Origin of the sequence: Paraburkholderia acidipaludis NBRC 101816 (assembly GCF_000684975.1) — a bacterium.
In the GTDB taxonomy this organism is placed as follows: domain Bacteria; phylum Pseudomonadota; class Gammaproteobacteria; order Burkholderiales; family Burkholderiaceae; genus Paraburkholderia; species Paraburkholderia acidipaludis.
Genome location: NZ_BAXZ01000026.1, coordinates 34,590 through 56,872 on the forward strand (window position 1 = coordinate 34,590; position 22,283 = coordinate 56,872).

General features: G+C 65.9%; 21 protein-coding genes. 8 read left to right on the top strand and 13 right to left on the bottom strand.

What is annotated here, in order from left to right; translation table 11 throughout:
• The first annotated feature begins 66 nt into the window (after positions 1–66).
• Positions 67–693 (top strand): DUF47 domain-containing protein, encoded by a 627-nt coding sequence (locus BAC01S_RS25050; protein ID WP_027797228.1) that lies wholly within the window; start codon positions 67–69, stop codon positions 691–693.
• 10 nt (positions 694–703) lie between these two features.
• Positions 704–1,714 (top strand): inorganic phosphate transporter, encoded by a 1,011-nt coding sequence (locus BAC01S_RS25055; RefSeq protein WP_027797229.1) that lies wholly within the window; start codon positions 704–706, stop codon positions 1,712–1,714.
• Between the two features lie 54 nt (positions 1,715–1,768).
• Here BAC01S_RS25055 and BAC01S_RS25060 read toward each other — a convergent pair whose 3' ends face one another.
• The 12 genes from BAC01S_RS25060 to BAC01S_RS25115 all read right to left on the bottom strand — a co-directional run bounded on the left by BAC01S_RS25060 (position 1,769) and on the right by BAC01S_RS25115 (position 14,944).
• The gene (locus tag BAC01S_RS25060; protein WP_027797230.1) at positions 1,769–2,575 is read right to left on the bottom strand and encodes an SDR family oxidoreductase; all 807 of its coding nucleotides are present in this window, start codon (positions 2,573–2,575) and stop codon (positions 1,769–1,771) included.
• A 127-nt stretch (positions 2,576–2,702) separates the two neighbouring features.
• Positions 2,703–3,872 carry a C40 family peptidase gene (locus BAC01S_RS25065; protein ID WP_027797231.1) on the bottom strand — a complete coding sequence of 390 codons (1,170 nt, stop codon included), beginning with the start codon at positions 3,870–3,872 and terminating at the stop codon, positions 2,703–2,705.
• A gap of 215 nt (positions 3,873–4,087) precedes the next feature.
• A complete protein-coding gene (locus BAC01S_RS25070; RefSeq protein WP_027797232.1) occupies positions 4,088–5,911 on the bottom strand; it encodes a PhoH family protein in 1,824 nt (607 codons plus the stop codon).
• Between the two features lie 373 nt (positions 5,912–6,284).
• On the bottom strand, positions 6,285–6,746 hold the full coding sequence (locus tag BAC01S_RS25075; RefSeq protein ID WP_027797233.1) for a peroxiredoxin: 462 nt from the start codon (positions 6,744–6,746) through the stop codon (positions 6,285–6,287).
• A 113-nt stretch (positions 6,747–6,859) separates the two neighbouring features.
• Positions 6,860–7,756 carry a polysaccharide deacetylase family protein gene (locus BAC01S_RS25080; RefSeq protein ID WP_027797234.1) on the bottom strand — a complete coding sequence of 299 codons (897 nt, stop codon included), beginning with the start codon at positions 7,754–7,756 and terminating at the stop codon, positions 6,860–6,862.
• Positions 7,757–7,781: 25 nt separating this feature from the next.
• The gene (locus BAC01S_RS25085) at positions 7,782–8,828 is read right to left on the bottom strand and encodes a bifunctional UDP-4-keto-pentose/UDP-xylose synthase (RefSeq protein WP_027797235.1); all 1,047 of its coding nucleotides are present in this window, start codon (positions 8,826–8,828) and stop codon (positions 7,782–7,784) included.
• On the bottom strand, positions 8,825–9,784 hold the full coding sequence (locus BAC01S_RS25090; protein WP_027797236.1) for a formyltransferase: 960 nt from the start codon (positions 9,782–9,784) through the stop codon (positions 8,825–8,827). The genes BAC01S_RS25085 and BAC01S_RS25090 overlap by 4 nt, the downstream gene beginning before the upstream one ends.
• Positions 9,781–10,830: a glycosyltransferase gene (locus tag BAC01S_RS25095; RefSeq protein ID WP_027797237.1), complete on the bottom strand. Its 1,050-nt coding sequence runs from the start codon at positions 10,828–10,830 to the stop codon at positions 9,781–9,783. Before BAC01S_RS25095 ends, BAC01S_RS25090 begins: the two co-directional genes overlap by 4 nt.
• Before the next feature lie 129 nt (positions 10,831–10,959).
• Positions 10,960–12,114, bottom strand: coding sequence for a DegT/DnrJ/EryC1/StrS family aminotransferase (locus BAC01S_RS25100; RefSeq protein ID WP_027797238.1), 1,155 nt, complete (start codon positions 12,112–12,114; stop codon positions 10,960–10,962).
• A gap of 116 nt (positions 12,115–12,230) precedes the next feature.
• Complete coding sequence (locus BAC01S_RS25105; RefSeq protein ID WP_027797239.1) at positions 12,231–12,602, bottom strand: SMR family transporter; 372 nt, start codon at positions 12,600–12,602, stop codon at positions 12,231–12,233.
• Positions 12,603–12,717: 115 nt separating this feature from the next.
• Complete coding sequence (locus tag BAC01S_RS32555; protein WP_043203632.1) at positions 12,718–14,412, bottom strand: glycosyltransferase family 39 protein; 1,695 nt, start codon at positions 14,410–14,412, stop codon at positions 12,718–12,720.
• A gap of 157 nt (positions 14,413–14,569) precedes the next feature.
• Positions 14,570–14,944, bottom strand: coding sequence for an Mth938-like domain-containing protein (locus BAC01S_RS25115; protein ID WP_027797240.1), 375 nt, complete (start codon positions 14,942–14,944; stop codon positions 14,570–14,572).
• A 371-nt stretch (positions 14,945–15,315) separates the two neighbouring features.
• Between BAC01S_RS25115 and BAC01S_RS25120 the strand changes: the two genes are divergently transcribed.
• The 6 genes from BAC01S_RS25120 to BAC01S_RS25145 all read left to right on the top strand — a co-directional run bounded on the left by BAC01S_RS25120 (position 15,316) and on the right by BAC01S_RS25145 (position 21,586).
• A complete protein-coding gene (locus BAC01S_RS25120; RefSeq protein WP_027797241.1) occupies positions 15,316–16,563 on the top strand; it encodes a pyridoxal phosphate-dependent aminotransferase in 1,248 nt (415 codons plus the stop codon).
• Between the two features lie 41 nt (positions 16,564–16,604).
• Positions 16,605–17,936 carry a homoserine dehydrogenase gene (locus BAC01S_RS25125; protein WP_027797242.1) on the top strand — a complete coding sequence of 444 codons (1,332 nt, stop codon included), beginning with the start codon at positions 16,605–16,607 and terminating at the stop codon, positions 17,934–17,936.
• 10 nt (positions 17,937–17,946) lie between these two features.
• Complete coding sequence (gene thrC, locus BAC01S_RS25130) at positions 17,947–19,398, top strand: threonine synthase (protein WP_027797243.1); 1,452 nt, start codon at positions 17,947–17,949, stop codon at positions 19,396–19,398.
• Between the two features lie 175 nt (positions 19,399–19,573).
• The gene (locus BAC01S_RS25135) at positions 19,574–20,809 is read left to right on the top strand and encodes a molybdopterin molybdotransferase MoeA (protein WP_043203648.1); all 1,236 of its coding nucleotides are present in this window, start codon (positions 19,574–19,576) and stop codon (positions 20,807–20,809) included.
• 15 nt (positions 20,810–20,824) lie between these two features.
• Positions 20,825–21,082, top strand: a complete 258-nt coding sequence (gene moaD, locus BAC01S_RS25140; protein WP_027797245.1) for a molybdopterin converting factor subunit 1 — start codon at positions 20,825–20,827, stop codon at positions 21,080–21,082.
• A gap of 21 nt (positions 21,083–21,103) precedes the next feature.
• On the top strand, positions 21,104–21,586 hold the full coding sequence (locus BAC01S_RS25145; protein ID WP_027797246.1) for a molybdenum cofactor biosynthesis protein MoaE: 483 nt from the start codon (positions 21,104–21,106) through the stop codon (positions 21,584–21,586).
• A 125-nt stretch (positions 21,587–21,711) separates the two neighbouring features.
• On the opposite strand, the gene BAC01S_RS25150 is transcribed toward BAC01S_RS25145, so the two are convergent.
• Positions 21,712–22,257, bottom strand: a complete 546-nt coding sequence (locus BAC01S_RS25150; protein ID WP_027797247.1) for a group III truncated hemoglobin — start codon at positions 22,255–22,257, stop codon at positions 21,712–21,714.
• Positions 22,258–22,283 lie beyond the last annotated feature (26 nt).

Here is a 22,283-nt window from a genome sequence, read left to right on the forward strand (position 1 = left end):
GACGGCCATTTGACGGCAATTTTGCCGTTTTGTGACGGCAAACCGAGACCCATTTCCAGGATTCCAATGTTCGGTCGATTCATGCCCACCGAGGGCAAGTTCTTCGAGATTTTCAACGCGCATGCAAAGTGCATGGTTTCCGCGAGCCAGGAGCTGGAGCTTCTGATCGACAACCTGGCCGACGCGGAAATGCACAAGCAGAACGTCCAGACCGCCGAGAAGGCCGCCGACAAGCTCACGCACGAAGCGATCGACCTGCTGCACAAGACCTTCATTACGCCGCTGGACCGCGACGAGATCCACAAGCTGATTTCGACGATGGACGACGCGCTCGACCTGATGGAAGACGTCGCCACGGCCATTTCGCTGTACGACGTGCAGGCGGTGACCGCGGAAGCGAGCCAGCTCGCGCACATCTGCACTACCACGACCCAGCGTGTTCAGACCGCCGTGGGGCTGCTCTCGGACATGAAGCAGGCGCGCGAGATCCTGAAGGCGTGCGAGGACATCGACCGCCTGGAGTCGGACGCGGACCGCCTGCTGCGCTCCGCAATCTCGAAGCTCTTCCGCGAGGAAGACAACGTCAAGACGCTGATCAAGCTGAAGGCCATCTACGAGTTGCTCGAGGCGATCACCGACAAATGCGAGGATGTGGCGAACATCATCGAAGGCATCGTGCTGGAAAACGCCTGAGCTCGCCGCGATGCAATCGATACAACTCGCCATCTGGGTGGTCGCGTCGCTCGTCGCCATCTCGCTGATCTTCGACTTCATGAACGGCTTTCACGACGCGGCGAACTCGATCGCCACGGTCGTGTCGACGGGCGTCCTCAAGCCGCAGCAGGCGGTGGCGTTCGCGGCCATGTTCAACGTCATCGCCTATTTCGTGTTCCACCTGAAGGTGGCGCAAACGGTAGGCAAGGGCACCATCGATCCCGATATCGTCGACCACTATGTCGTGTTCGGCGCGCTCGTGGGCGCGATCGGCTGGAACGTGCTGACCTGGTATTACGGCATTCCGTCGAGTTCGTCGCACGCGCTGATTGGCGGACTCGTGGGCGCGGCGCTCGCCAAGTCGGGCTGGCATTCGCTGAACTTCGACGGCCTCATGAAGACCGTCGCGTTCATCTTCATCTCGCCGCTGCTCGGTTTCATCCTCGGCTCGTTCTTCATGCTGCTCGTGTCGTGGCTGTATTTCCGCACGCCGCCGAGCAAGGTGGACCGGCGCTTCCGCCGGCTGCAGCTGATTTCCGCGAGCTTCTATAGCCTTGGCCACGGCGGCAACGACGCACAAAAGACCATCGGCATCATCTGGATGCTGCTGATCGCCACGGGCTACGCTTCGGCCACGGCCGCTGCGCCGCCGATCTGGGTGGTGGGCGGCTGCTATCTGTCGATGGGGATCGGCACGCTGTTCGGCGGCTGGCGGATCGTGCGGACGATGGGGCAGAAGATCACCAAGCTCAAGCCGGTGGGCGGTTTCTGCGCCGAGACAGGCGGGGCGATCACGCTCTTCACTGCCTCCTGGCTCGGCATCCCCGTTTCGACCACACATACCATCACCGGCGCCATCGTCGGCGTGGGGGCGACGCAAAAGCTCTCCGCCGTGCGCTGGGGCGTGGCTGGAAACATCGTTTGGGCATGGGTGCTCACGATTCCGGCTTCCGCCGCGCTCGCCGCTGCGGGCTGGTGGCTGGGGCACCGTCTGATGTGATGCAGTGCCCGGCGCCGCCGCAGGCCGCGCCGGGCCGTTTTTTGCGGATAGGGCTCAGATGATCGGCGCCGAGCCGCCGTCCATGGGGATCAACGCGCCCGTGACGTAACTGGCGCGGCGGCTTGCCAGAAAGAGCGCGACATCGGCGACTTCTTCCGGCTTCGCATAGCGCCCGAGCGGCACCTTGGCCTCGCTGCGCTCAAGCACCGTTTTCTTGTCGGTGCCTTCCCTCCCAGCTTCCAGTTCCAGCGCTTCCTGTATCCGCTCCGTGAGCGTCGAGCCTGGATTGATCGCGTTGATGCGGATGCCGTAGCGCGCGTGATAGTGCGCGAGCCCCACGGTCGCGAGCATCAGCGCGGCATTGGCGGCGCCTCCCGCGATATGGATGTCGCTCGCGTACTTGCCGCCCATGCCGATGATGTTCACGATCGTGCCGGGCTCCGCAACGTCGCCGGCTTTCACGCGTTCCACCATGCGCCGCAGCACCTCCTGCTGCGGGTAGATGTACGGGAAGTACTTGGCTTCCATGGTCGCCCTGAAGGCTTCGGCGTCGAGCGTTTCGGGATCGTAGCGGCGCGCGGCGCCCGCGCTGTTGACGAGGACGTCGATGGGGCCGACGCTCGTCGAGACGTCTTCGACCACGTCGGCGGCGCTGTGCGGTTCGTGCAGGTCGGCGCGCGTGAGGTGCACGTGCAGTCCCTCGCTGGCCAGTTGTTCGCGCGCGCGAGCCAGATTGGCGGGGTCGCGCGAAACGATGGCCACCCGCGCACCTTCTCTCGCAAACGCCCGGGCGCAGGCGAGGCCGATACCTTTGCTGCCGCCGGTGATCAGAACCACCTTGTTGTTGAGTCCAAGATCCATCGCTGCCTCGCTTGCCTTGCTACGGAAGGGGTATCAAAGACGATAGCAGACGCAGCGGGCAGCGCAAACCGCGTTGGCCGTCCGGCCAGGGGGCTCTGCGCCATGCGGTGTTGCGAGGTGCGGGGCGTCAGTAGCCGCCGTTGGCGAAGCGGGCGATAGGGTCGTCGCTCGATTGCGTGGGGGCGCGCTGTGCGGTGCCTGCTGTCGAAGCGCGCATGATCTGCACCGGTTCGGCGGCGGGCTGGACGGCCGCCGAGCCGGCCCGCGCAGCCTGGCGTTCGGCCGTGGCGGCGGCCGGCGGCGGTGGTTCGAAGGCATCCGCCGCAGCGTCGATCGGGTCGGGTTGCGCGGCAGTTGCGGTTGGGGCGGGCGGGGCTGTTGAAGTCGCTGGCGCGCTGCCGCCATTGGCGGCCACGCCGGCAACCGGCGCAGCCACGCCTGGCGCAACTGCGCCGGCTTGACGCGCCTGCATTTGAGCCGCGCCGAGCGTTGCGGGCGGCGGCTCGAACGCATCGGCCTGCGCGGCTGTGGGCGTGGCCGGCGCCGGGGTCGTAGCCGGGGTATAGGCAGGTGCGACGGCAACTGGCGCTACGGCAGCCGTCAGCCGGTTCTGATCGGCGGGAGCGGTTCGCGCAGCAGGAGGCGCCGTGACAGCCGTCGCTACCACCGGCGCGGGTGCCGGCATGACCGCGGTCGCGGCGCCGGGACCCTGCGCCGGCGCGGACGCTTCCCAGGTCGGCGTCTCAAACGGCGCCGGCGTCTGTTTTGGCGGCGCCATCCGGCGAATGCCGTCGAAGTGCTTCGCCCAGTAGGGATTGGTCAGATAGTCGAGCCGCACGGTCCCGCCGGTCGAAGGCGCGTTCACGAAGCGCAGCTTGCCCACATAGATGCCCACGTGTGAATGCGGTCGTCCGGTCGTGTTGAAGAACACGAGGTCGCCGGCCGCGATTTCGTCGGGGTCGATGCTCTGCCCGCGCTCGCTCATTTCCGCGGTGGTGCGCGGCAGGTCCACGGAGGCGGCCCGCGCCAGCACGTACTTGACGAGACCGCTGCAATCGAAGCCGCTGTCGGGCGTATTGCCGCCCCAGCGGTAGGGTATGCCCACGAGCCCCATGGCCTCGATGGAGATTTCCTCGCGGCCGATGCTGTGGTCGACGAAATCCGGGAAGCCCGGCGGCCGGGTGCGCCAGGCATCGGCGGTCGTGGACGAACCGCTGCTGCGCGAAACCCGCTCCGGCGCGCTGGAGCAGGCAGCCAGAAAAATCACGATCAGTAACGGAAGCCAGAGTCGGCGCATGAAACAACGCTCGGGCGACGACATCCACCCGGGGGATAGCCGGTAATGCGCCGATAGTAGCCCGGCTGGCGGGGCTGTCGCAAGAATTCTTGATAATTTACTTAAACTTCGTACAAAAGATGTTGCTTCCCGGGCACGCCACGTTATAAAAAAAGGACCGTATCCGGCGATCCGGAACGGTCCTTCGGGGGTTGCTCAGAGGGTGTGGAACGCGCTTACAGGATGTCCGACGCGTAGTCCGCGAGGCGCGAGCGCTCGCCGCGCGCGAGCGTGACGTGGCCGCTGTGCGCCCAGCCCTTGAAGCGGTCGACGACGTAGGTGAGGCCCGAGCTGCCTTCGGTCAGATACGGCGTGTCGATCTGCGCAATATTGCCGAGGCAGACGATCTTCGTGCCCGGGCCCGCGCGCGTGACGAGCGTCTTCATCTGCTTCGGCGTCAGGTTCTGCGCCTCGTCGATGATCAGATACTTGTCGACGAACGTGCGGCCGCGCATGAAGTTCATGCTCTTGACCTTCAGGCGCGAGCGGATCAGTTCCTGCGTGGCGGCGCGGCCCCATTCGCCGGCGGCGTCGTCGGTTTTCTGGAGCACTTCGAGGTTATCGTCGAAGGCGCCCATCCAGGGCTGCATTTTTTCCTCTTCCGTGCCCGGCAGGAAGCCGATGTCCTCGCCGACGGGCACCGTCGCGCGCGTCACGATGATCTCGTTGTAGCGCTTGTCGTCGAGCACCTGCGCAAGGCCGGCCGCGAGCGCCACGAGCGTCTTGCCCGTGCCCGCCTGGCCGAGCAGCGTCACGAAGTCGATGTCGGGATTCATCAGCAGGTTCAGCGCGAAGTTCTGCTCGCGGTTGCGCGCCGTGATGCCCCATACGTTGTTCTTGTGGTGGCCGTAGTCGCGTAGCGTCTGCAGGAGCGCCGTTTTGCCGTTGAGCTCGCGCACGATCGCGTGGAACGCGGGTTCGCCGTTCTGCGGCTCCAGATAGACGAACTCGTTCACGAGCATTGACGCGCACTCGGGACCCGTCACGCGGTAGTAGGTCGTGCCGGACTTGGTGTCCTGCCACGATTCCATGCCCTTGGCGTGCTTCGCCCAGAAGTCCTGCGACAGCGCGCGGATGCCCGAGTAGAGCAGGTCCTTGTCTTCGAGAACCTGGTCGTTGAAGTAATCTTCGGCGGGCAGGCCGAGCGCATGCGCCTTGATGCGCATATTGATGTCTTTCGACACCAGCACGACAAGGCGGTCCGGCCGGTCGCGCTGCAGCGCGCGCACGACGCCGAGGATCTGGTTGTCGGCCTTGCCTTCGGGCAGGCCGTCCACCGGATCGATGTGCGTGAGCGTGGTCTGGAAATACAGGCGTCCGAGCGCCTCGCGGCTGCCGAGGCGCGCCAGCGAAATGCCTTCGGAGATCGGGCCCGCGTTGGCAACGAGCTGGTCGAGCGTGCGGCTCACCTGGCGCGCGTTGCGCGCCACTTCCGACATGCCCTTTTTGTGATTGTCGAGTTCCTCCAACGTCATCATCGGCAGATAGACGTCGTGTTCCTCGAAGCGGAAGAGACAGGTCGGGTCGTGCATCAGCACGTTCGTGTCGAGCACGAAGAGCTTGCGCACTTCGGTGCCTTCTTCCGGATGCAGGCGTTTTTTCGCGGTGCCGCGCGTGCCCGGTGCGGGCGTCGCGCCGGCGGTCTTGCCCGCGCCCGGTTTGCCGCTGCGGGCAATCGGCGCTTCGGTTTCGACATCCGCTTCCATGGGCTGCAGGAGCGCCGCGGTCTGCTTGCGCTTGCGGGCGGGTGCGGGCGCCACGGGTTCGAGCGCAGCCAGCTCCGCGCCGCCGACGGGCAGCGGCACCGTGCGCAACGTCGTGGCGGCGTTGGCGGCCGGCGTCATCGGCTCGGCGACACTCGCGGCGCCGTATTCGGCAACGTCGAGCGCGTCATTGTCGCTCGCCGTTTTGCGCGTGCTGCGCGTGGTCCGCGCGCGCGCCTTGTATTCCTCGGGCGGCAGCAGATTGCCGAGCTTGCTGGGGGGGGTAGGCAAAGGCATGGTGTCCCTCGAAAAAATCGGGTCGAGTGGGCGCGGTGTTAACCGTGCGGTGCGCTTTCGGGCGACGCGCTCGGATGCCGGGTGGGCGCCCGCCGCTGTCGCGCTGGGTGCGCGCTCAGGTCTGGAAATGCCGGTTCGCCTGGTTTTCGATCGGCTCCTTGACGTAGACGCGCGCCGGGTCGCTAGGCCGGTGCGGCGTAGAGGGAGTGAGAACAAACAAAAAAGCCGCCGCCCCGACTGACGAGGCAAGCGGCTTGACTGCTTCGCGGCGCGGTAGGGCTTGAGCGGTCATCCTGTGACCGTTGGCGAAACCGCGGCAATGCGAATAAAAATGGGGTGGACAGGCACTCATTGCAGCCCAATATAACGCGCCTCAAAGCGCTTGTACAGCCTCCAGGACCTCGTCGACATGGCCCGGAACCTTGATGCCGCGCCACTCTCGGCGCAACACGCCAGCGGCGTCGATGAGGAAGGTGGAGCGTTCGATGCCACGTACTTCTTTGCCATACATTTTCTTCATTTTGATGACGCTGAAGAGCGTGCACAGCGCTTCATCGCCATCCGATACCAAGGTAAACGGCAATTCGAGCCTGGCCTTGAAGTTATCGTGCGAGCGCACGCTGTCGCGCGACACGCCGACGATCTGCGCGCCCGCCTTCTTGAACTTCGGATTGAGGTCGCGGAATTGCAAGCCCTCGGTCGTGCAGCCCGGGGTGTTGTCCTTCGGATAGAAGTACAGCACGATCTTGCTGCCTTTGAGGCTGGAAAGCGTGAAGTCGCCGCCGGTAGCGGGTGCGGTGAAGTCGGGAACGGGTTGGTCGACTGCGATGGGCACGAGGTCCTCCGGTTGTTATTGTCGGGCGTAGCGCGAGGGCGGCGCGGCGCATTGCCGGGACGACGCCGTCCGGGACGCGAGAGAGACTCGAAAAACGCGTGCGGACGGCGAATTCAGTCGGGCTGGACGATCAACTGGCCGGAGCGGCCGGTGATCTCGCCCCAGGTAACAGGGTACGATGGCAGCGAATCGCGGTCCAGCGTTGCATGGTAGTCACCCATCGTGGCAAACGTGTGGCCCTGCGCGCGCCAGCCCGCGAGCAGCTGCTCGAACACCGGTGCGAGTTTCTGGCCTTCCAGCTCCGCATGCAGCGTGAACACCTGGTCGTGCGGGTTGTTTTCCGTGAGCTTGAGCATCCAGGCGGCAACGCTGCCGGTGTCGACGCCATCCACGCCGAGCACTTCGTCGAGCGTGGGCAGCGTGGTCGGCATCTGCACGTGGTTCAGCGTGCGGCCTTCCACGACCGGCAGATAGGGCGAGTGCCCGCGCCCGTCCGAGGCGTAGCGCATGCCCCACGCGTCGATCTGCTCGAACGCCGCTTCGTTCATCTGCCAGCCGGCCGCGCCATGCGTGACGGGCGGCGCGCCGAAGATCTGCGCGAAGCGCTCGTGGCTCTTCTGCATCTCGCGCACGGTCCAGTCGCGCTCGCGAACGCGCACGTTGTCCTGCCAGTAGACGTGATCCCACGTGTGGATGCCGCATTCGAAGCCGGCCTCGTGGATCGCGCGCATCTCGGCCGCGGCGCGCACGCCGATGTCGGGACCGGGCAGTAGCACGCCGTACATCAGCTGCTTCACGCCGTAGTGCTCGACCACGGACGTGCGCGACACCTTCTTCAGAAAGCCCGGGCGGAACACGCGGCGCAGCGCCCAGCCCGTGTGGTCCGGGCCGAGGCTGAAGAGGAAGGTTGCGCGCGCCTTGTAGCAGTCGAAGATGCGGGCGAGATTCGGCACGCCTTCGCGCGTGCCGCGCAGCGTGTCGACGTCGATCTTGAGGACGATGCGGGCCAAGTGCCAGGGTCCTTCGCGCGAGGCGTTATTGCTGCTCGACGAGGGCGCGCGCCTCGGCCACGTGGCCGCGGTACGCTTCGAAGATCTTGCGCAGCGCGTCGTCGAAGCTCGACTTCGGCGCCCAGGCGAGTTCCTGCATCGTGTTGTCGATCTTCGGCACGCGGTTCTGCACGTCCTGGTAGCCCGCGCCGTAGTACGCGCCGGACGACGTTTCGACGAGCTGCACCTTCTTCGCCGTTTCCGCGTACTCGGGGAACTCGGCGGCGAGCGCGAGCATCTTGTGCGCGAGTTCGCGCACCGAGAAGTTATTGGTCGGGTTGCCGATGTTGTAGATCTTGCCCGAGGCCACGCCGCCCTTGTTCTCGATGATCTTCATGAGCGCTTCGATGCCGTCGTCGATGTCGGTGAACGCGCGCTTTTGCGCGCCGCCGTCGACGAGGCTGATGTTCTCGCCGCGCACGATATGGCCGAGGAACTGCGTCACGACGCGCGACGAACCTTCCTTCGGCGTGTAGATCGAGTCGAGGCCCGGGCCGATCCAGTTGAACGGACGGAACAGCGTGAAGTTCAGGCCTTCCATGCCGTAGCCCCAGATCACGCGGTCCATGAGCTGCTTCGAGCACGCGTAGATCCAGCGCGGCTTGTTGATCGGACCGTAGGTCAGCGCGGAGGCGTCCGGGTCGAACTGTTCGTCCGAGCACATGCCGTAGACTTCCGAGGTCGACGGAAACACGAGATGCTTGCGGTACTTCACGGCCGAACGCACGATGGGCAGGTTCGCCTCGAAGTCGAGCTCGAACACGCGCAGCGGCTGCTGCACATAAGTAGCGGGCGTGGCGATCGCGACGAGCGGCAGGATCACGTCGCACTTCTTGACGTGGTACTCGACCCACTCCTTGTTGATCGTGATGTCGCCTTCGAAGAAGTGCATCCGCTCATGCTTGACGAGGTCGCCGAGGCGGTCCGTCTGCATGTCCATGCCGAACACTTCCCAGTTCGTGGTTTCGAGAATGCGCTTGGAGAGGTGGTGGCCGATGAAGCCGTTCACACCCAGGATCAGGACTTTTTTCATTGACGGGAAGCGGATGAAGTGAGTTCGGCGAATGCGGCGGGGCTGACGACGGTTTGTACGCCGTCGCGCTCGCGGCGCAGTTCGTGGATCGCGATGGCGCGGCCATCGCCGCAGAGGGCGAAAAGCGCATTATCGCTTACGTGGATACCGGGGGGCAATCGGCCCGACAGCGCGCCCGAAAGCGCCGCCGGCATCGCGCCCGGTCGGGCAAGGCGCGCGCGGGCGATCACGAAGCGTTCGCCGCCGATATCCGTGAACGCGCCGGGATAGGGCGGCGCGACGGCGCGGATCAGGTTGTAGACCTGCTGGGCGCTCTGGCCGAAGTCGATGCGGCCGTCTTCCGGTTTGCGGCCGCCGAAATAGCTGCCCTGCGAGAGATCGTTGGGCAGGTGCGGCGCTTCGCCGGCGACGAGCGCCGGCAGCACGCGCCAGAGCGTCTGCTCGGCGGCCACCGTGACCTTGTCGAAGACCTGGGCAGCCGTATCGTCGGGCAGGATCGGCACCGGCGTTTGCGCCACGATCGCGCCCGCGTCGGGCTTCGCCGCCATTTCGTGCAGCGTCGCGCCGGTTTCCGTTTCGCCGTTGAGCACCGCCCAGTTGGTCGGCACGCGGCCGCGATATTTCGGCAGGAGCGAGCCGTGCATGTTGTACGCGCCGCGCGCGGCGAGCGCGAGCACGTCGGTCGGCAGCATGTGCCGGTAGTAGAACGAGAAAATGAAGTCCGGGCGCGCCGCGGAAACGGCCGAGCGCAACTCGGCGCCTTTCGGGTCGGCGGGCGTGACGACGTCGATGCCGTGCTCTTCGACCACCGATTTCACGCTGCCGAACCAGATGTTTTCGGTCGGGCTGTCTTCGTGGGTGACCACGAGCGCGACGTCCACACCGCCCGCGAGCAGCACCTGCAGGCAGCGTACGCCGACGTTGTGATAGGCGAAAACGACGGCGCGCGGTTTCATTTCTGCATCCCCACGCCTTGCGCGGCTGGCTGCACGGGCTGGACCACGTCCTGACGCGGCGCAGCAGCGACGGCCTCGCCGTTGCGCTCTTCGAGGATGGTCTGCACGAGATAGCGCGGACGCGCCCGCACCTGCTGGTAGATGCGGCCGATGTACTCGCCGAGCAGGCCGAGCGCGAAGATGATCACGCCGAGCAGGAAGAACGTGATGGCGAACAGCGTGAACACGCCTTGCACTTCCGCGCCGATGATGAAGCGCCGGATCAGCAGGAGGACGAAGAGGCCGGCCGAGCCGAGCGAGAGGATCACGCCGATGAACGACAGCCACTGCAGCGGCACGACCGAGAAGCCGGTGACGAGGTCGAAGTTCAGGCGGATGAGGCTGTAGAGCGAGTACTTCGATTCGCCCGCGAAGCGCTCTTCGTGCGCGACCTCGACCTCGACCGGGTTCTGCGCGAACGTGTAGGCAAGCGCCGGGATGAACGTATTGATCTCGCCGCAGCGGTTGATGGTGTCGATGATGTGGCGGCTGTAGGCGCGCAGCATGCAGCCCTGGTCGGTCATCTTGATGCGCGTGATGCGCTCGCGCAGACGGTTCATCATCTGCGAAGCCTTGCGGCGCCACAGGCTGTCCTGGCGCTGCATGCGGATCGTGCCGACGTAGTCGTAGCCTTCACGCATCTTCTCGACGAGCTTGCCGATTTCTTCCGGCGGGTTCTGCAGGTCCGCATCGAGCGTGATGACGATCTCGCCGCGCGCCTGCTCGAAGCCGGCGAGGATCGCCATGTGCTGGCCGTAGTTGCCATTGAGCAGGATCACGCGCGTAGTGTCGGGGCGCGCGCGGAACTGCTCCGCGAGCATCGCCGCCGAGCGGTCGCGGCTGCCGTCGTTGATGAAGATGATTTCATACGCCGCGCCGAGCTTGTCGAGCGCCGGATACAGGCGCGCGAACAGCGCCGCGAGCCCGGCTTCCTCGTTGTAGACCGGAATGATGACCGAGACTTCCGGCTCTAGCCTCGTCAAGGTGCGTTGTTCCGTTTGACTCATGAGTGCGTCTTTTCCGTATGTATTCGTAGCGCTTGCGCGTGGTGTTGCGGTCATGTGTACGGGCCTTTCCCTGTCAAGGCTTCGGCCTGCGCCGTACGCGCGTGCTGCCATGGCCGGCAAGTCGGGCTTTCAGCCCAGGCTGTACTGCTCGCAAATCTCGTTCACGGCGCGGCACACGCGCGCCACGTCGTCTTCCGTCATCTGCGTGAAGAGCGGCAGCGTGACCGTGGTCGCGCCGAACCGCTCCGCGTGCGGGAACATCCCTGCCTTGAAGCCCCGCTCGCGATAGAGCGTGAAGAGATGGATCGCCGGGTAGTGCACGCCCGAGCCGATGCCGCGTTCCTTCAACTGCTCCATGAATCCCGCGCGGCTCAAGGCGAGGCGCTCGAGCGGCAGCGTGATCTGGAACATGTGCCAGTTGCTGTTCGCGAAGTCCACAACCGGCAGGCCGACGCCGAGCTTTACCGCCGCGCCGCCCGCGAAGCCCGCGAAATAGGCCCGCGCAAGCTTGCGCCGCTGCTCGATGAAACGCTCGAGATGCCGGAGCTGGCCGAGGCCGACGCGGGCCGCGACATCCGTGAGATTGTACTTGCCGCCGAGCACGTCGCAGTCCATGCCGTCGAAGCCGGTGCGCGTGACGCCCTGCAGGCGGTACTTCTGGGCGAGCACGGCCTCCGCTTCGTCATTGAGGACGAGCGCGCCGCCTTCGATCGACGTGAGGTTCTTGTTCGCGTGGAAGCTGAACGAGACGATGTCGCCGAGCGCGCCGATGCGCTTGCCGTTCCACGTGGCGCCGAATGCCTGGGCGGCGTCCTCGACCACGCGCAGCTTGTGCTGGCGGGCGATGGCGTAGAGCCGGTCCATGTCGACGGGCAGGCCCGCGAGGAACACCGGGATGATGGCCTTGGTGCGCGGCGTGATGGCGGCCTCGAGCTTGTCGAGGTCGATGTTGCGCGTGACGGGGTCGATGTCGGCGAAGACGGGTGTGGCGCCCACCTCGTAGATCACGTTGCTCGTCGCGACCCACGAGGCCGGCGTGGTGATGACCTCGTCGCCGGCGCCCACGCCCGCGATGCGCAGGCCGATCTCGAGCGTGGCCGTGCCCGAATTGAAGGTGCGCACCGGCCGGCCGCCGCAGAATGCCGAGAGGGCGGCCTCGAACGCCTGGTTCTGCGGTCCGGTCGTGATCCAGCCGGAGCGCAGCACGTCGACGACGCCCTGAATGGTTTCTTCGTCGATCTCGGGCCTGACGAACGGCAGGAACGCAACGCTGGACTGGGTCATGGGTGCAGGGCTCGTGAAAAATGGGGCGAAACGCAAGGCGGATGGCCTATCTTGCCGAATTGTAATGTTGGGGCGCAATGCGCCGGCTGCAAGCTCGTGGCGTGCGAGGGCACCCGTCAGCTGCGCGCGAGCACGACCACGCCAATCAGAATGATGCCGATGCCGATGAGCCGCTGGACGGTGAGCGGCTCGCCGAACAGGTACCACGCCGCGAATGCGTTGACCACGTAGCCGAGCGAGAGCATCGGATAGGCGATCGAGACGTCCACGCGCGACAGCCCGACGATCCAGACGGCCACGCTCACCACGTAGCAGCCCAGCCCGCCGATGATCGGCAGCTGGGTGGCGAGCTTCAGGCCGATGGGCAGGATGTTCGCACGGCTGAATTCGAAGTGTCCAACAGCATTGACACCGGCCTTGAGCAACAGTTGCGCGCACGCATTCAGGGCGACGCCGGCAAGGATGCAGAAGAGGGAAATCGGATTCATCATCGGGCGGGTTCGGCTATATATGGGGTCGAATGCGGGTGTCTGCGCGGCGTCGGTTTCCTGGTCGCGCCCGGGCGCGATTATCGCTCAAGCGCGGCGCTCGTCCGCCGCGGTGTCAGGGTGAGTCAGGCTTTTCGACGACGACGCGGCGCGTATCACGTGCGATCACTTCCATCGGCAGCCCTTGCGCGGCCAGTTCGCTGTAGCGCTGCGCCGGGATCAGTGCCAGCGCGTAGCGGTCCGCCTTCCAGCGGTGTTCCCAGTCGGCGATGGTCGGAATCCATTTGTTGGGCTCCTCGGAGATGCCGAACGCGAGTTCGTCGGTGACTTCGACCATCGTCATGGTGTGGCGCACGTAGAACGGCAGCGTGTGGTCGAGCACGCCCACCGAGTAGAACGGCGTATCGGGCGGCAGTTTCGCGATGGCGGCGCGCACGGCGGGCGCGAGCGGCGCGCCCGAACTGAGCGTGCCGAAGACATCGTGGCCCGTGCCCGCAATCGTGGCGAGCAGGAGCCAGGCGGCGCCCTGGGCAATGGCCGGCGCGGCGGCGCCGGTGCCCGGCGTGCGCTTCGCACGGTTCAGCCACAAGCCGACGGCCGTCGCCACGAAGGCGACCGCGGCCGCCGCGAACACCCAGACCTGGAACTCGCGGTAGAGCGTATTCGGGTTGCGCGCGTCGCCAAGGCGCGTCAGGTAGAACGAGCCGAAGGCGAGCGCGAGGCACAGGAACAGGTAGCCGGCCAGGTGGCGGCGCCACTGTTCACGCTTCATCAGCGGCAGGTAGAGGCCGATCACGAGCGCGAGCGGCGGGGCGATCGGCAGCGTGTACGAGATCAGCTTCGAGTGCGAGGCGCTGAAGAAGAGGAAGATGAAGGCGCTCCAGATCAGCATCAGCGTGACGGGGGCGAAGCCGTTGGGCTGGCGCGGCGTGGCGAGCGCGTGGCGCAGGCTCTGCACGCTCACGGAAAGCCACGGCAGAAAACCCACCAACAGCACCGGCACGAAGTACCAGAATGCGCCGGGGCGGTTCTGCTCGGGCGTCAGGTAGCGGCGGAACTGCTGGACGATGAAGAAGAAGTTGAAGAATTCGGGGTTGCGCTGCTGCACGAGGACGAACCAAGGCGAGGCGACCGCAAAGAACACGATCAGCCCGCTTACGAGGTAGAGCCGCTTCCAGAGCGCCCAGTCGCGCGTGGCCAGGGTGTAGAGCACCAGCACCGCGCCGGGCAGGATCAGGCCGATCAGGCCTTTCGAGAGCACGGCGAGGGCCATTGCGGCCCAGCACACCCACATCCACAGCCGCACCTGGCCCTTTGGCAGGCCGGGGCGCTGGGCGAGCAGCAGGGCGCAGAGCGTGAGCTCCATCCAGAACGACAGGCCCATGTCGAGCGTGTTGAAGTGGCCCATCAGGTTCCAGTACGGTCCCGTGGCCAGCACGAGCGCCGCGAAGAAGCCCGTCGCCGCGTTGAACACGCGCGCCCCGGTGAAGCCGATCAGCAGGACGCCCGCGAAGCCCGCGAGCGCCGTGTAGAGGCGCGCCTGCCATTCGCCGAGGCCGAACCACGCGAACGTGAGCGCGTTCGCCCAGGTCTGCAGCGGCGGCTTCTCGAAGTACTTGTAGCCGTTGTAGCGCGGCGTGATCCAGTCGCCGGTGGCGAGCATTTCGCGGGCCATTTCGGCGTAGCGGCCTTCGTCGCTGGGCAGCAGGTGTCGCCAGCCGAGTGGCACGAACCAGATCACGGCGAGCGCCACGATGAGGAGCAGGATCGCGGCGCGGTTGAGCGGGGGCCTCGAAAGCGTTTCGTTCATGGTTCCAGACTGTTATGGCGTTCGGGGTTCGTGAGGCACGGCGGCGCGCTGTCGACTCGCGGCGCCGGCCGCGTGCAGGCGCGGCGCGCAAGTGTACGTCATCGCGCGGCCCGCGGGCTTAATGCGGGCTTAAGGCGCGATCCAGGCTCGAACGGGATCAGCGTTCGATCAAGAGCGCGGCGGCGACCCGGCGGCCCTCGGCCATCAGGATGTTGTAGGTGCGGCAGGCCGCCTGGATGTCCATCGCCTCCACGCCAATCCGCTTCGCCGCGAGCGCGGCCGTGAGGCGCGGATGCGGGAAGCGCAGGCGGGAGCCGCTGCCGAACAGCACGACTTCGGGCGCGTTCGCCAGCAGCATTTCAAAGAGTTCGGGAGTCAAGGCATCGAACGCGTTCACTGGCCAGGGGACGACCGGCACGTCGGGCAGCACGATGATGCTGCTTTCGTGGCGTTCGAGATTGATTTCGACGTAGTCGGTGCCGTAGCCGGTGACGGTGTTGAGGGCGCCGCTCGAGTCCTGGTGTAGTTTCAAAACGGGTTTCCGGATTGTCGCGGTTCGGGTGACGCCGTGGCGTCTTGCGCATTGCGGAAGTTGACCAATATCCGCTAAATTATAACTTTTTAGCCGCTGCTGCGGCGTTCCACGCTTCGCGCGCCGTCGCCACGAGCTGTTCGGCCGCTGTTCGGCCTGCCGTCAACAAGAGGCAATACACCACGAGGCAACCCCGGGGACACCACCCAGGACGGGACAAGACGTGCGCCCGGCGTCAGCCGTGGCCACCGTCCTTCGCTGCGGCCCGCGTTTTGACCCCATCGATCAACCCTGTCGATGTCCCGGCCTGGCCGGTGGCGCGCGGGTGCCCACGGGTGTCTGGCCCGATCTAGCCCACTTTATTAACCGGATTGCCCGCTTTGAAACCGATCCTGAAATCCAACAAACTCCAGAATGTCTGCTACGACATTCGCGGACCGGTGCTCGAACATGCGAAGCGCCTCGAAGAAGAAGGCCACCGCATCATCAAGCTGAATATCGGTAATCTCGCCCCGTTCGGCTTCGACGCGCCGGACGAGGTCATTCAGGACATGATCCTGAACCTGCCGGGCTCGTCGGGTTATTCGGATTCGAAGGGGGTGTTCGCCGCGCGCAAGGCAATCATGCATTACGCGCAGCAGAAGGGCATCAAGGGTGTCGAGCTCGACGATATCTACATCGGCAACGGCGCTTCCGAGTTGATCGTGATGGCCATGCAGGCGCTCCTGAACGACGGCGACGAAGTGCTGCTGCCGGCGCCCGACTATCCGCTGTGGACGGCCGCCGTGAGCCTCTCGGGCGGCACGCCGGTTCATTACATCTGCGACGAATCGAACGCGTGGATGCCCGACCTGGACGACATTCGCGCGAAGATCACGCCGAACACGCGAGCGCTCGTCGTCATCAACCCGAACAACCCGACCGGCGCGCTCTATTCGGACGACCTGTTGCGCGGCCTCGTCGCCATCGCACGCGAGCACGGCCTGATCCTGTTCGCCGACGAGGTCTACGACAAGATCGTCTACGACGGCAAGACGCATACGGCGCTCGGCTCGCTTTCCGAAGACGTGATCACGGTCACGTTCAACAGCTTGTCAAAAAGCTATCGCGCGTGCGGCTACCGCGCGGGCTGGATGTTCCTTTCCGGCATGACGGGCGAGAACCGCCGCCACGCGAAGGACTACACGGAAGGCCTCGGCATTCTGGCGTCGATGCGCCTGTGCGCGAACGTGCCGGGCCAGTACGCGATCCAGACGGCGCTCGGCGGCTACCAGAGCATCAACGAACTGATCCAGCCCGGCGGGCGCCTCTATCGCCAGCGCGAGCTCGCCTATGAGATGCTCACGGCGATTCCCGGCGTGAGCTGCGTGAAGCCCGAGGCGGCGCTTTACATGTTCCCGCGCCTCGACCCGAAGCTTTATCCGATCCAGAACGACCAGCAGTTCATTCTCGACCTGCTGCTGCAGGAGCGCGTGTTGCTCGTGCAGGGCACGGGTTTCAACTGGAAGCAGCCGGACCACTTCCGGGTGGTGTTCCTGCCGAACGTGGACGACCTGACCGATTCGATCAACCGCATCGCGCGCTTCCTTGACGGCTATCGCAAGCAGCACGGCAACTGAATCCCGATTCCCTTTCAAACTCTTAGACGAACACACGCTGCATGGAACCGATCAAAGTAGGTCTCTTGGGCTTCGGCACGGTGGGCAGCGGCACCTTCACGGTACTGCGCCGCAACCAGGAAGAAATCAAACGCCGCGCGGGCCGCGGCATCGAGATCGCGCGCATTGCCGTGCGCAATCCGGCCAAGGCGACGGCGGCGCTCGGCAGCGAGGCCGGCACGGTCGAATTGACGACCGACTTCAACGCGGTGGCCGACGATCCGTCGATTGCGATCGTCGCCGAAATGATCGGCGGCACGACGCTCGCGAAGGACCTCGTGCTGCGCGCCATCGCGAACGGCAAGCACGTCGTCACCGCGAACAAGGCGCTGCTGGCGGTCCATGGCACCGAGATTTTCCAGGCGGCGCGCGCGAAGGGCGTGATGGTGGCGTTCGAAGCGGCGGTGGCGGGCGGCATTCCCATCATCAAGGCGCTGCGCGAAGGCCTCACGGCGAACCGTATCCAGTACATCGCCGGCATCATCAACGGCACGACGAACTACATCCTCTCCGAGATGCGCGAGCGCGGTCTCGACTTCGCGACCGCCCTGAAGGCCGCGCAGGAGCTGGGCTACGCCGAGGCGGATCCGACCTTCGACATCGAAGGCGTGGATGCGGCGCACAAGGCCACGATCATGAGCGCGATCGCGTTCGGCGTGCCGGTGCAGTTCGACCGTGCCTACGTGGAAGGCATCAGCAAGCTCGACGCCATCGACATCAAGTACGCCGAGGAACTGGGCTATCGCATCAAGCTGCTCGGCATCGCGCGCCGTACCGATCACGGTATCGAACTGCGCACGCACCCCACGCTGATTCCCGCCAAACGGCTGCTCGCGAACGTGGAAGGGGCGATGAACGCGGTGGTCGTGCACGGCGACGCCGTGGGCACGACGCTCTACTACGGCAAGGGCGCGGGCGCGGAGCCGACGGCCTCGGCCGTGGTCGCCGATCTCGTGGACGTCACGCGCCTGCACACGGCCGACCCCGAACACCGCGTACCGCATCTCGCGTTCCAGCCGGACAGCCTCTCGAACACGCCGATCCTGCCGATCGAGGAAGTGACGAGCGGTTACTACCTGCGCCTGCGCGTGGCCGACCAGACGGGCGTGATGGCCGACATCACGCGCATCCTGGCCGACAGCGGCATCTCGATCGACGCGCTGCTGCAGAAGGAATCGGAGCAGGTCGACGCGCAGGGCAAGTCGGAAACCGACATCATTCTGATCACGCACGTCACGCTCGAAAAGAACGTGAACGCGGCGATCGCGCAGATCGAGAAGCTGGCGACGGTGAAGTCGTCGGTGACGAAGCTGCGCATGGAAGGACTGAATTAAGGGCAAGACGATGAATTACGTATCTACGCGCGGCGCGGGCGCCGGCGAGCATCACTCGTTTTCGGACATCCTGCTGGGCGGCCTCGCGCGCGACGGCGGCCTGTATCTGCCTGCGCAGTATCCGCAGGTCACGGCGGATGAGCTCGCGCGCTGGCGCGGTCTCTCCTACGCGGATCTCGCGTTCGAGATCCTCTCGAAGTTCTGCGACGACATCCCCGCCGAGGACCTGCGCGACATCACGCGCCGTACCTACACGGCCGCGACGTATTGCAACGTGCGTCACGGCGAGGACGCAAACCGGATCACGCCGCTCACGCCGCTCGGCGAGGAAAACGGCGCGCAGCTTTCGCTGCTCGAACTCTCGAACGGCCCGACGCTCGCGTTCAAGGACATGGCGATGCAGCTGCTCGGCAACCTGTTCGAGTACGCGCTCGCGAAGGCCGGCCAGCAGCTGAACATTCTCGGCGCGACTTCGGGCGACACCGGCAGCGCCGCCGAATACGCGATGCGCGGCAAGAAGGGCGTGCGCGTGTTCATGCTCTCGCCGCACAAGAAAATGAGCGCGTTCCAGACGGCGCAGATGTTCAGCCTGCAGGACCCGAACATCTTCAACCTCGCGGTGGAAGGCGTGTTCGACGACTGCCAGGACATCGTCAAGGCCGTCTCGAACGATCACGCATTCAAGGCGCAGCAGAAGATCGGCACGGTCAACTCGATCAACTGGGCGCGCGTGGTGGCGCAGGTCGTCTATTACTTCGCGGGCTATTTCGCGGCCACGAAGAACAACGACGAGCGTGTTGCGTTCACGGTGCCTTCGGGCAATTTCGGCAACGTCTGCGCGGGCCACATCGCGCGCATGATGGGCCTGCCCATCGAAAAGCTCGTCGTGGCGACCAACGAGAACGACGTGCTCGACGAATTCTTCCGCACCGGCATCTACCGCGTGCGCGGCGCGGCCGAAACGTGGCATACGAGCAGCCCGAGCATGGATATCTCGAAGGCTTCGAATTTCGAGCGCTTCGTCTATGACCTGCTCGGCCGCGATCCGGCGCGCGTCACGCAACTGTTCCGCGACGTGGAGGAGAAGGGCGGCTTCGATCTGGCAGCGAGCGGCGATTTCGTGCGCGTGCAGCAGTTCGGCTTCGTTTCGGGCCGTAGCAGCCACGCGGACCGCATCGCGACGATCCGCGACGTCTTTGCGCGCTACAACACGATGATCGACACCCATACCGCGGACGGCGTGAAGGTAGCGCGCGAGCATCTGCAGCCCGGCGTGCCGATGGTCGTGCTGGAAACGGCGCAGCCGATCAAGTTCGGCGAGACGATTCGCGAGGCGCTCGACCGCGAGGCCGAACGTCCGGCCGCGTTCGAAGGGCTCGAGTCGCTGCCGCAGCGTTTCGAAGTGGTGCCCGCCGACGCCCGGCGCGTGAAGGACTACATCGCCGCCCACACGGCGGACTGATCCGGGCCGCTGTCCTGCGGTTGGCCCGAATCCGCGGCATACGAAGGACGCGGCGCAACGCCGCGTCCGCACCGCTACAATAACGGCAGACCAACCGTTGAAGGCGGCCTGCGGCCGCCTTCCAGCCGCTCCGATGTCCACTTCCTTCACTTCCGCACCGGCGCCGCGCGCCCCGATGCTTTCCACCGCCGACGCTCTGGCAACGCTGCTCGGCGCGGCCCAGTCGATTGCCGGCACCGCTAACGCAACCGAAACACTGCCGACGCTCGACGCGCTGAACCGCGTGCTGGCGGCCGACGTCGTTTCGCCGCTCGACGTGCCGCCGATGCACACGAGCGCAATGGACGGCTACGCGGTGCGCGTGGCCGATCTCGTGCAGGGCAACCGCCGCATGCCGGTGTCGCAGCGCATTCCGGCGGGCCACGCGCCGCAGCCGCTGGCGGCGGGCACGGCCGCGCGCATCTTCACGGGGGCGACCGTGCCGCCCGGCGCGGACGCGGTGGTCATGCAGGAGCAGACGGAAGTCGCGGAAGGCGAGGCGACCTTTCTGCACACGCCCAAGGCCGGCGAATGGATCACGGCGCAGGGCGCGGATATCCGCAAGGGCTCGGTCATCTTGCCCGCGGGCACGCGGCTTACGCCGCAGGCGCTCGGCCTCGCGGCATCGGTGGGCTGCGCGACGCTCGCCGTCGTGCGCCGCGTCAAGGTCGCGGTGTTCTTCACGGGCGACGAACTGACGATGCCCGGCGAGCCGCTGCGTCCCGGCGCGATCTACAACTCGAATCGCTACACGCTCAACGGGCTGCTGCGCAACCTCGGCTGCGAGGTAACGGACTACGGCATCGTGCCGGACCGGCTGGACGCCACGCGTGCGACCCTGCGCGAGGCGGCCGCCGGTCACGACCTGATCCTGACCTGCGGCGGCGTATCGGTGGGCGAGGAGGATCACGTCAAGCCGGCCGTGGAAGCCGAAGGGCGGCTCTCGATGTGGCAGATCGCCATGAAGCCGGGCAAGCCGCTCGCGTTCGGTGCGGTGCGGCGCGGCGAGACGGCGGATGTGTCGGAAGACGAGGCGTTCTTCATCGGCCTGCCCGGCAATCCGGTATCGAGCTTCGTGACCTTCCTGCTGTTCGTGCGGCCGTTCCTGCTGCGTCTTGCGGGCGCGGCGCAGGTGAGTCCGCGCGCGCTGTCGCTGCGCGCCGATTTCACCCAGGCGAAGGCCGACCGCCGCAACGAATTCCTGCGCGCTCGCGTGAACGGGGCGGGCGGGCTGGAGCTGTTTCCGAACCAGAGTTCGGCGGTGTTGACGTCCACGGTCTGGGGCGACGGTCTGATCGACAACCCGCCCAATCACGCGATCAGCGCGGGCGAGACGGTGCGCTTCATTCCTTTCACTGAATTGCTGTATTGAGTTGAGCCGGACTTCATGAAGATCGAGTTGAGATTTTTTGCGAGCGTGCGCGAGGCACTGGGCGTGGCGCAGGAATCGGCGACGGTGCCCGACGGCATCGCGACGGTCGGCGACGTGCGCGGCTGGCTGCGCGCGCGCGGGGGCGTCTGGGCCGAGACGCTGGCGGAAGGCCGCGCGCTGCGCATGGCCTGCAATCACGTCATGACCGAGCCGGGCACGCGCATCACCGAAGGCTGCGAGGTGGCGTTCTTTCCGCCCGTGACGGGCGGCTGAGGCGCGAGGAGGAGAGCGGCCATGCCGGTGCGCGTGCAAACCGAAGATTTCGACCTGACGACGGAGGTCGCGCAACTGCGCGCGCGCAATCCGGCGATTGGCGCCGTAGCGTGCTTCGTCGGCACCGTGCGCGATCTGAACGACGGCAGCACCGTCGCGACGATGGAACTGGAGCACTACCCCGGCATGACCGAGAAAGCGCTCGAAAATATCGTGGCCGAGGCGCAGCGGCGCTGGCCCGGTATCGAGGTGCTGATCGTGCATCGGGTGGGCAAGCTCGCGCCGCTCGACCAGATCGTGCTGGTGGCGACGACCTCGATGCATCGCGGTGACGCGTTCGCGTCGTGCGAGTTCGTGATGGACTACCTCAAGACCGAGGCGCCGTTCTGGAAGAAGGAAGAGACCGGGCAGGGCGCCCGTTGGGTGGATGCCCGCGTGAGCGACGATGTGGCCCTCGCGCGCTGGGGCGTGGCTTCGGGGAACGGGGCGGGGACGAAGCAGTAGGGCGTGGCCTCGATGCTCGAAGTGCAGAAGCGATATCTTTGACTGCCCCCCCCCAGAAACGCAACTAACAGCCATCCGATGCCACCGGGCACCGACGCGCGGAGAATCCGCGCGAGCGCTTCGAATCAATCCATCGCCTGGCCGACGATTTTCGCCGGAAACGGCTCGCCAGCAGGACGGGCCGGCAAGTCGTGATCATCCCCAACACCTGCCGGACGGCGTCGCGGCGCGACGCGCTCGAGCAGCGCCTGTTGCTCGGCCGGAATCGTGTAATCCCAGCCGAAGCGGCTCAATTGCAGGCTCTGCGCGATCCGCAGCGCCGGTTCCATGAATTGCACGGCGGCGGCGGGCCGATAGCGCGATTCGACGGTATCCAGGAACAGATAGAGCCAGCGGCTGAAATGCTGGGGCTCGATGCCCGGCAGCGGTTGATGCACCTGCTGCACGTTGCCGCGATAGCTTTTGGTGGAGAGGACGAGACTCGTCCAGAAGCGGCACATTTTCGGCAGATGATCGTCCCAGCGCCCCGCGAGCACGTTGTCGAACACCGGACCGAGCAGTGTGTCGTCTCGCACGCGCTCGTAGAACGCGTAGACGAGTTCGCGAATGTTGTCTTCGGTCGGTTCGGCGTGCCGCGTGTCGGCGGCGCAGGCTGGGGCGTAGGCGGTCATCTTGCTGCAGGCGGATCGGGGAGTCG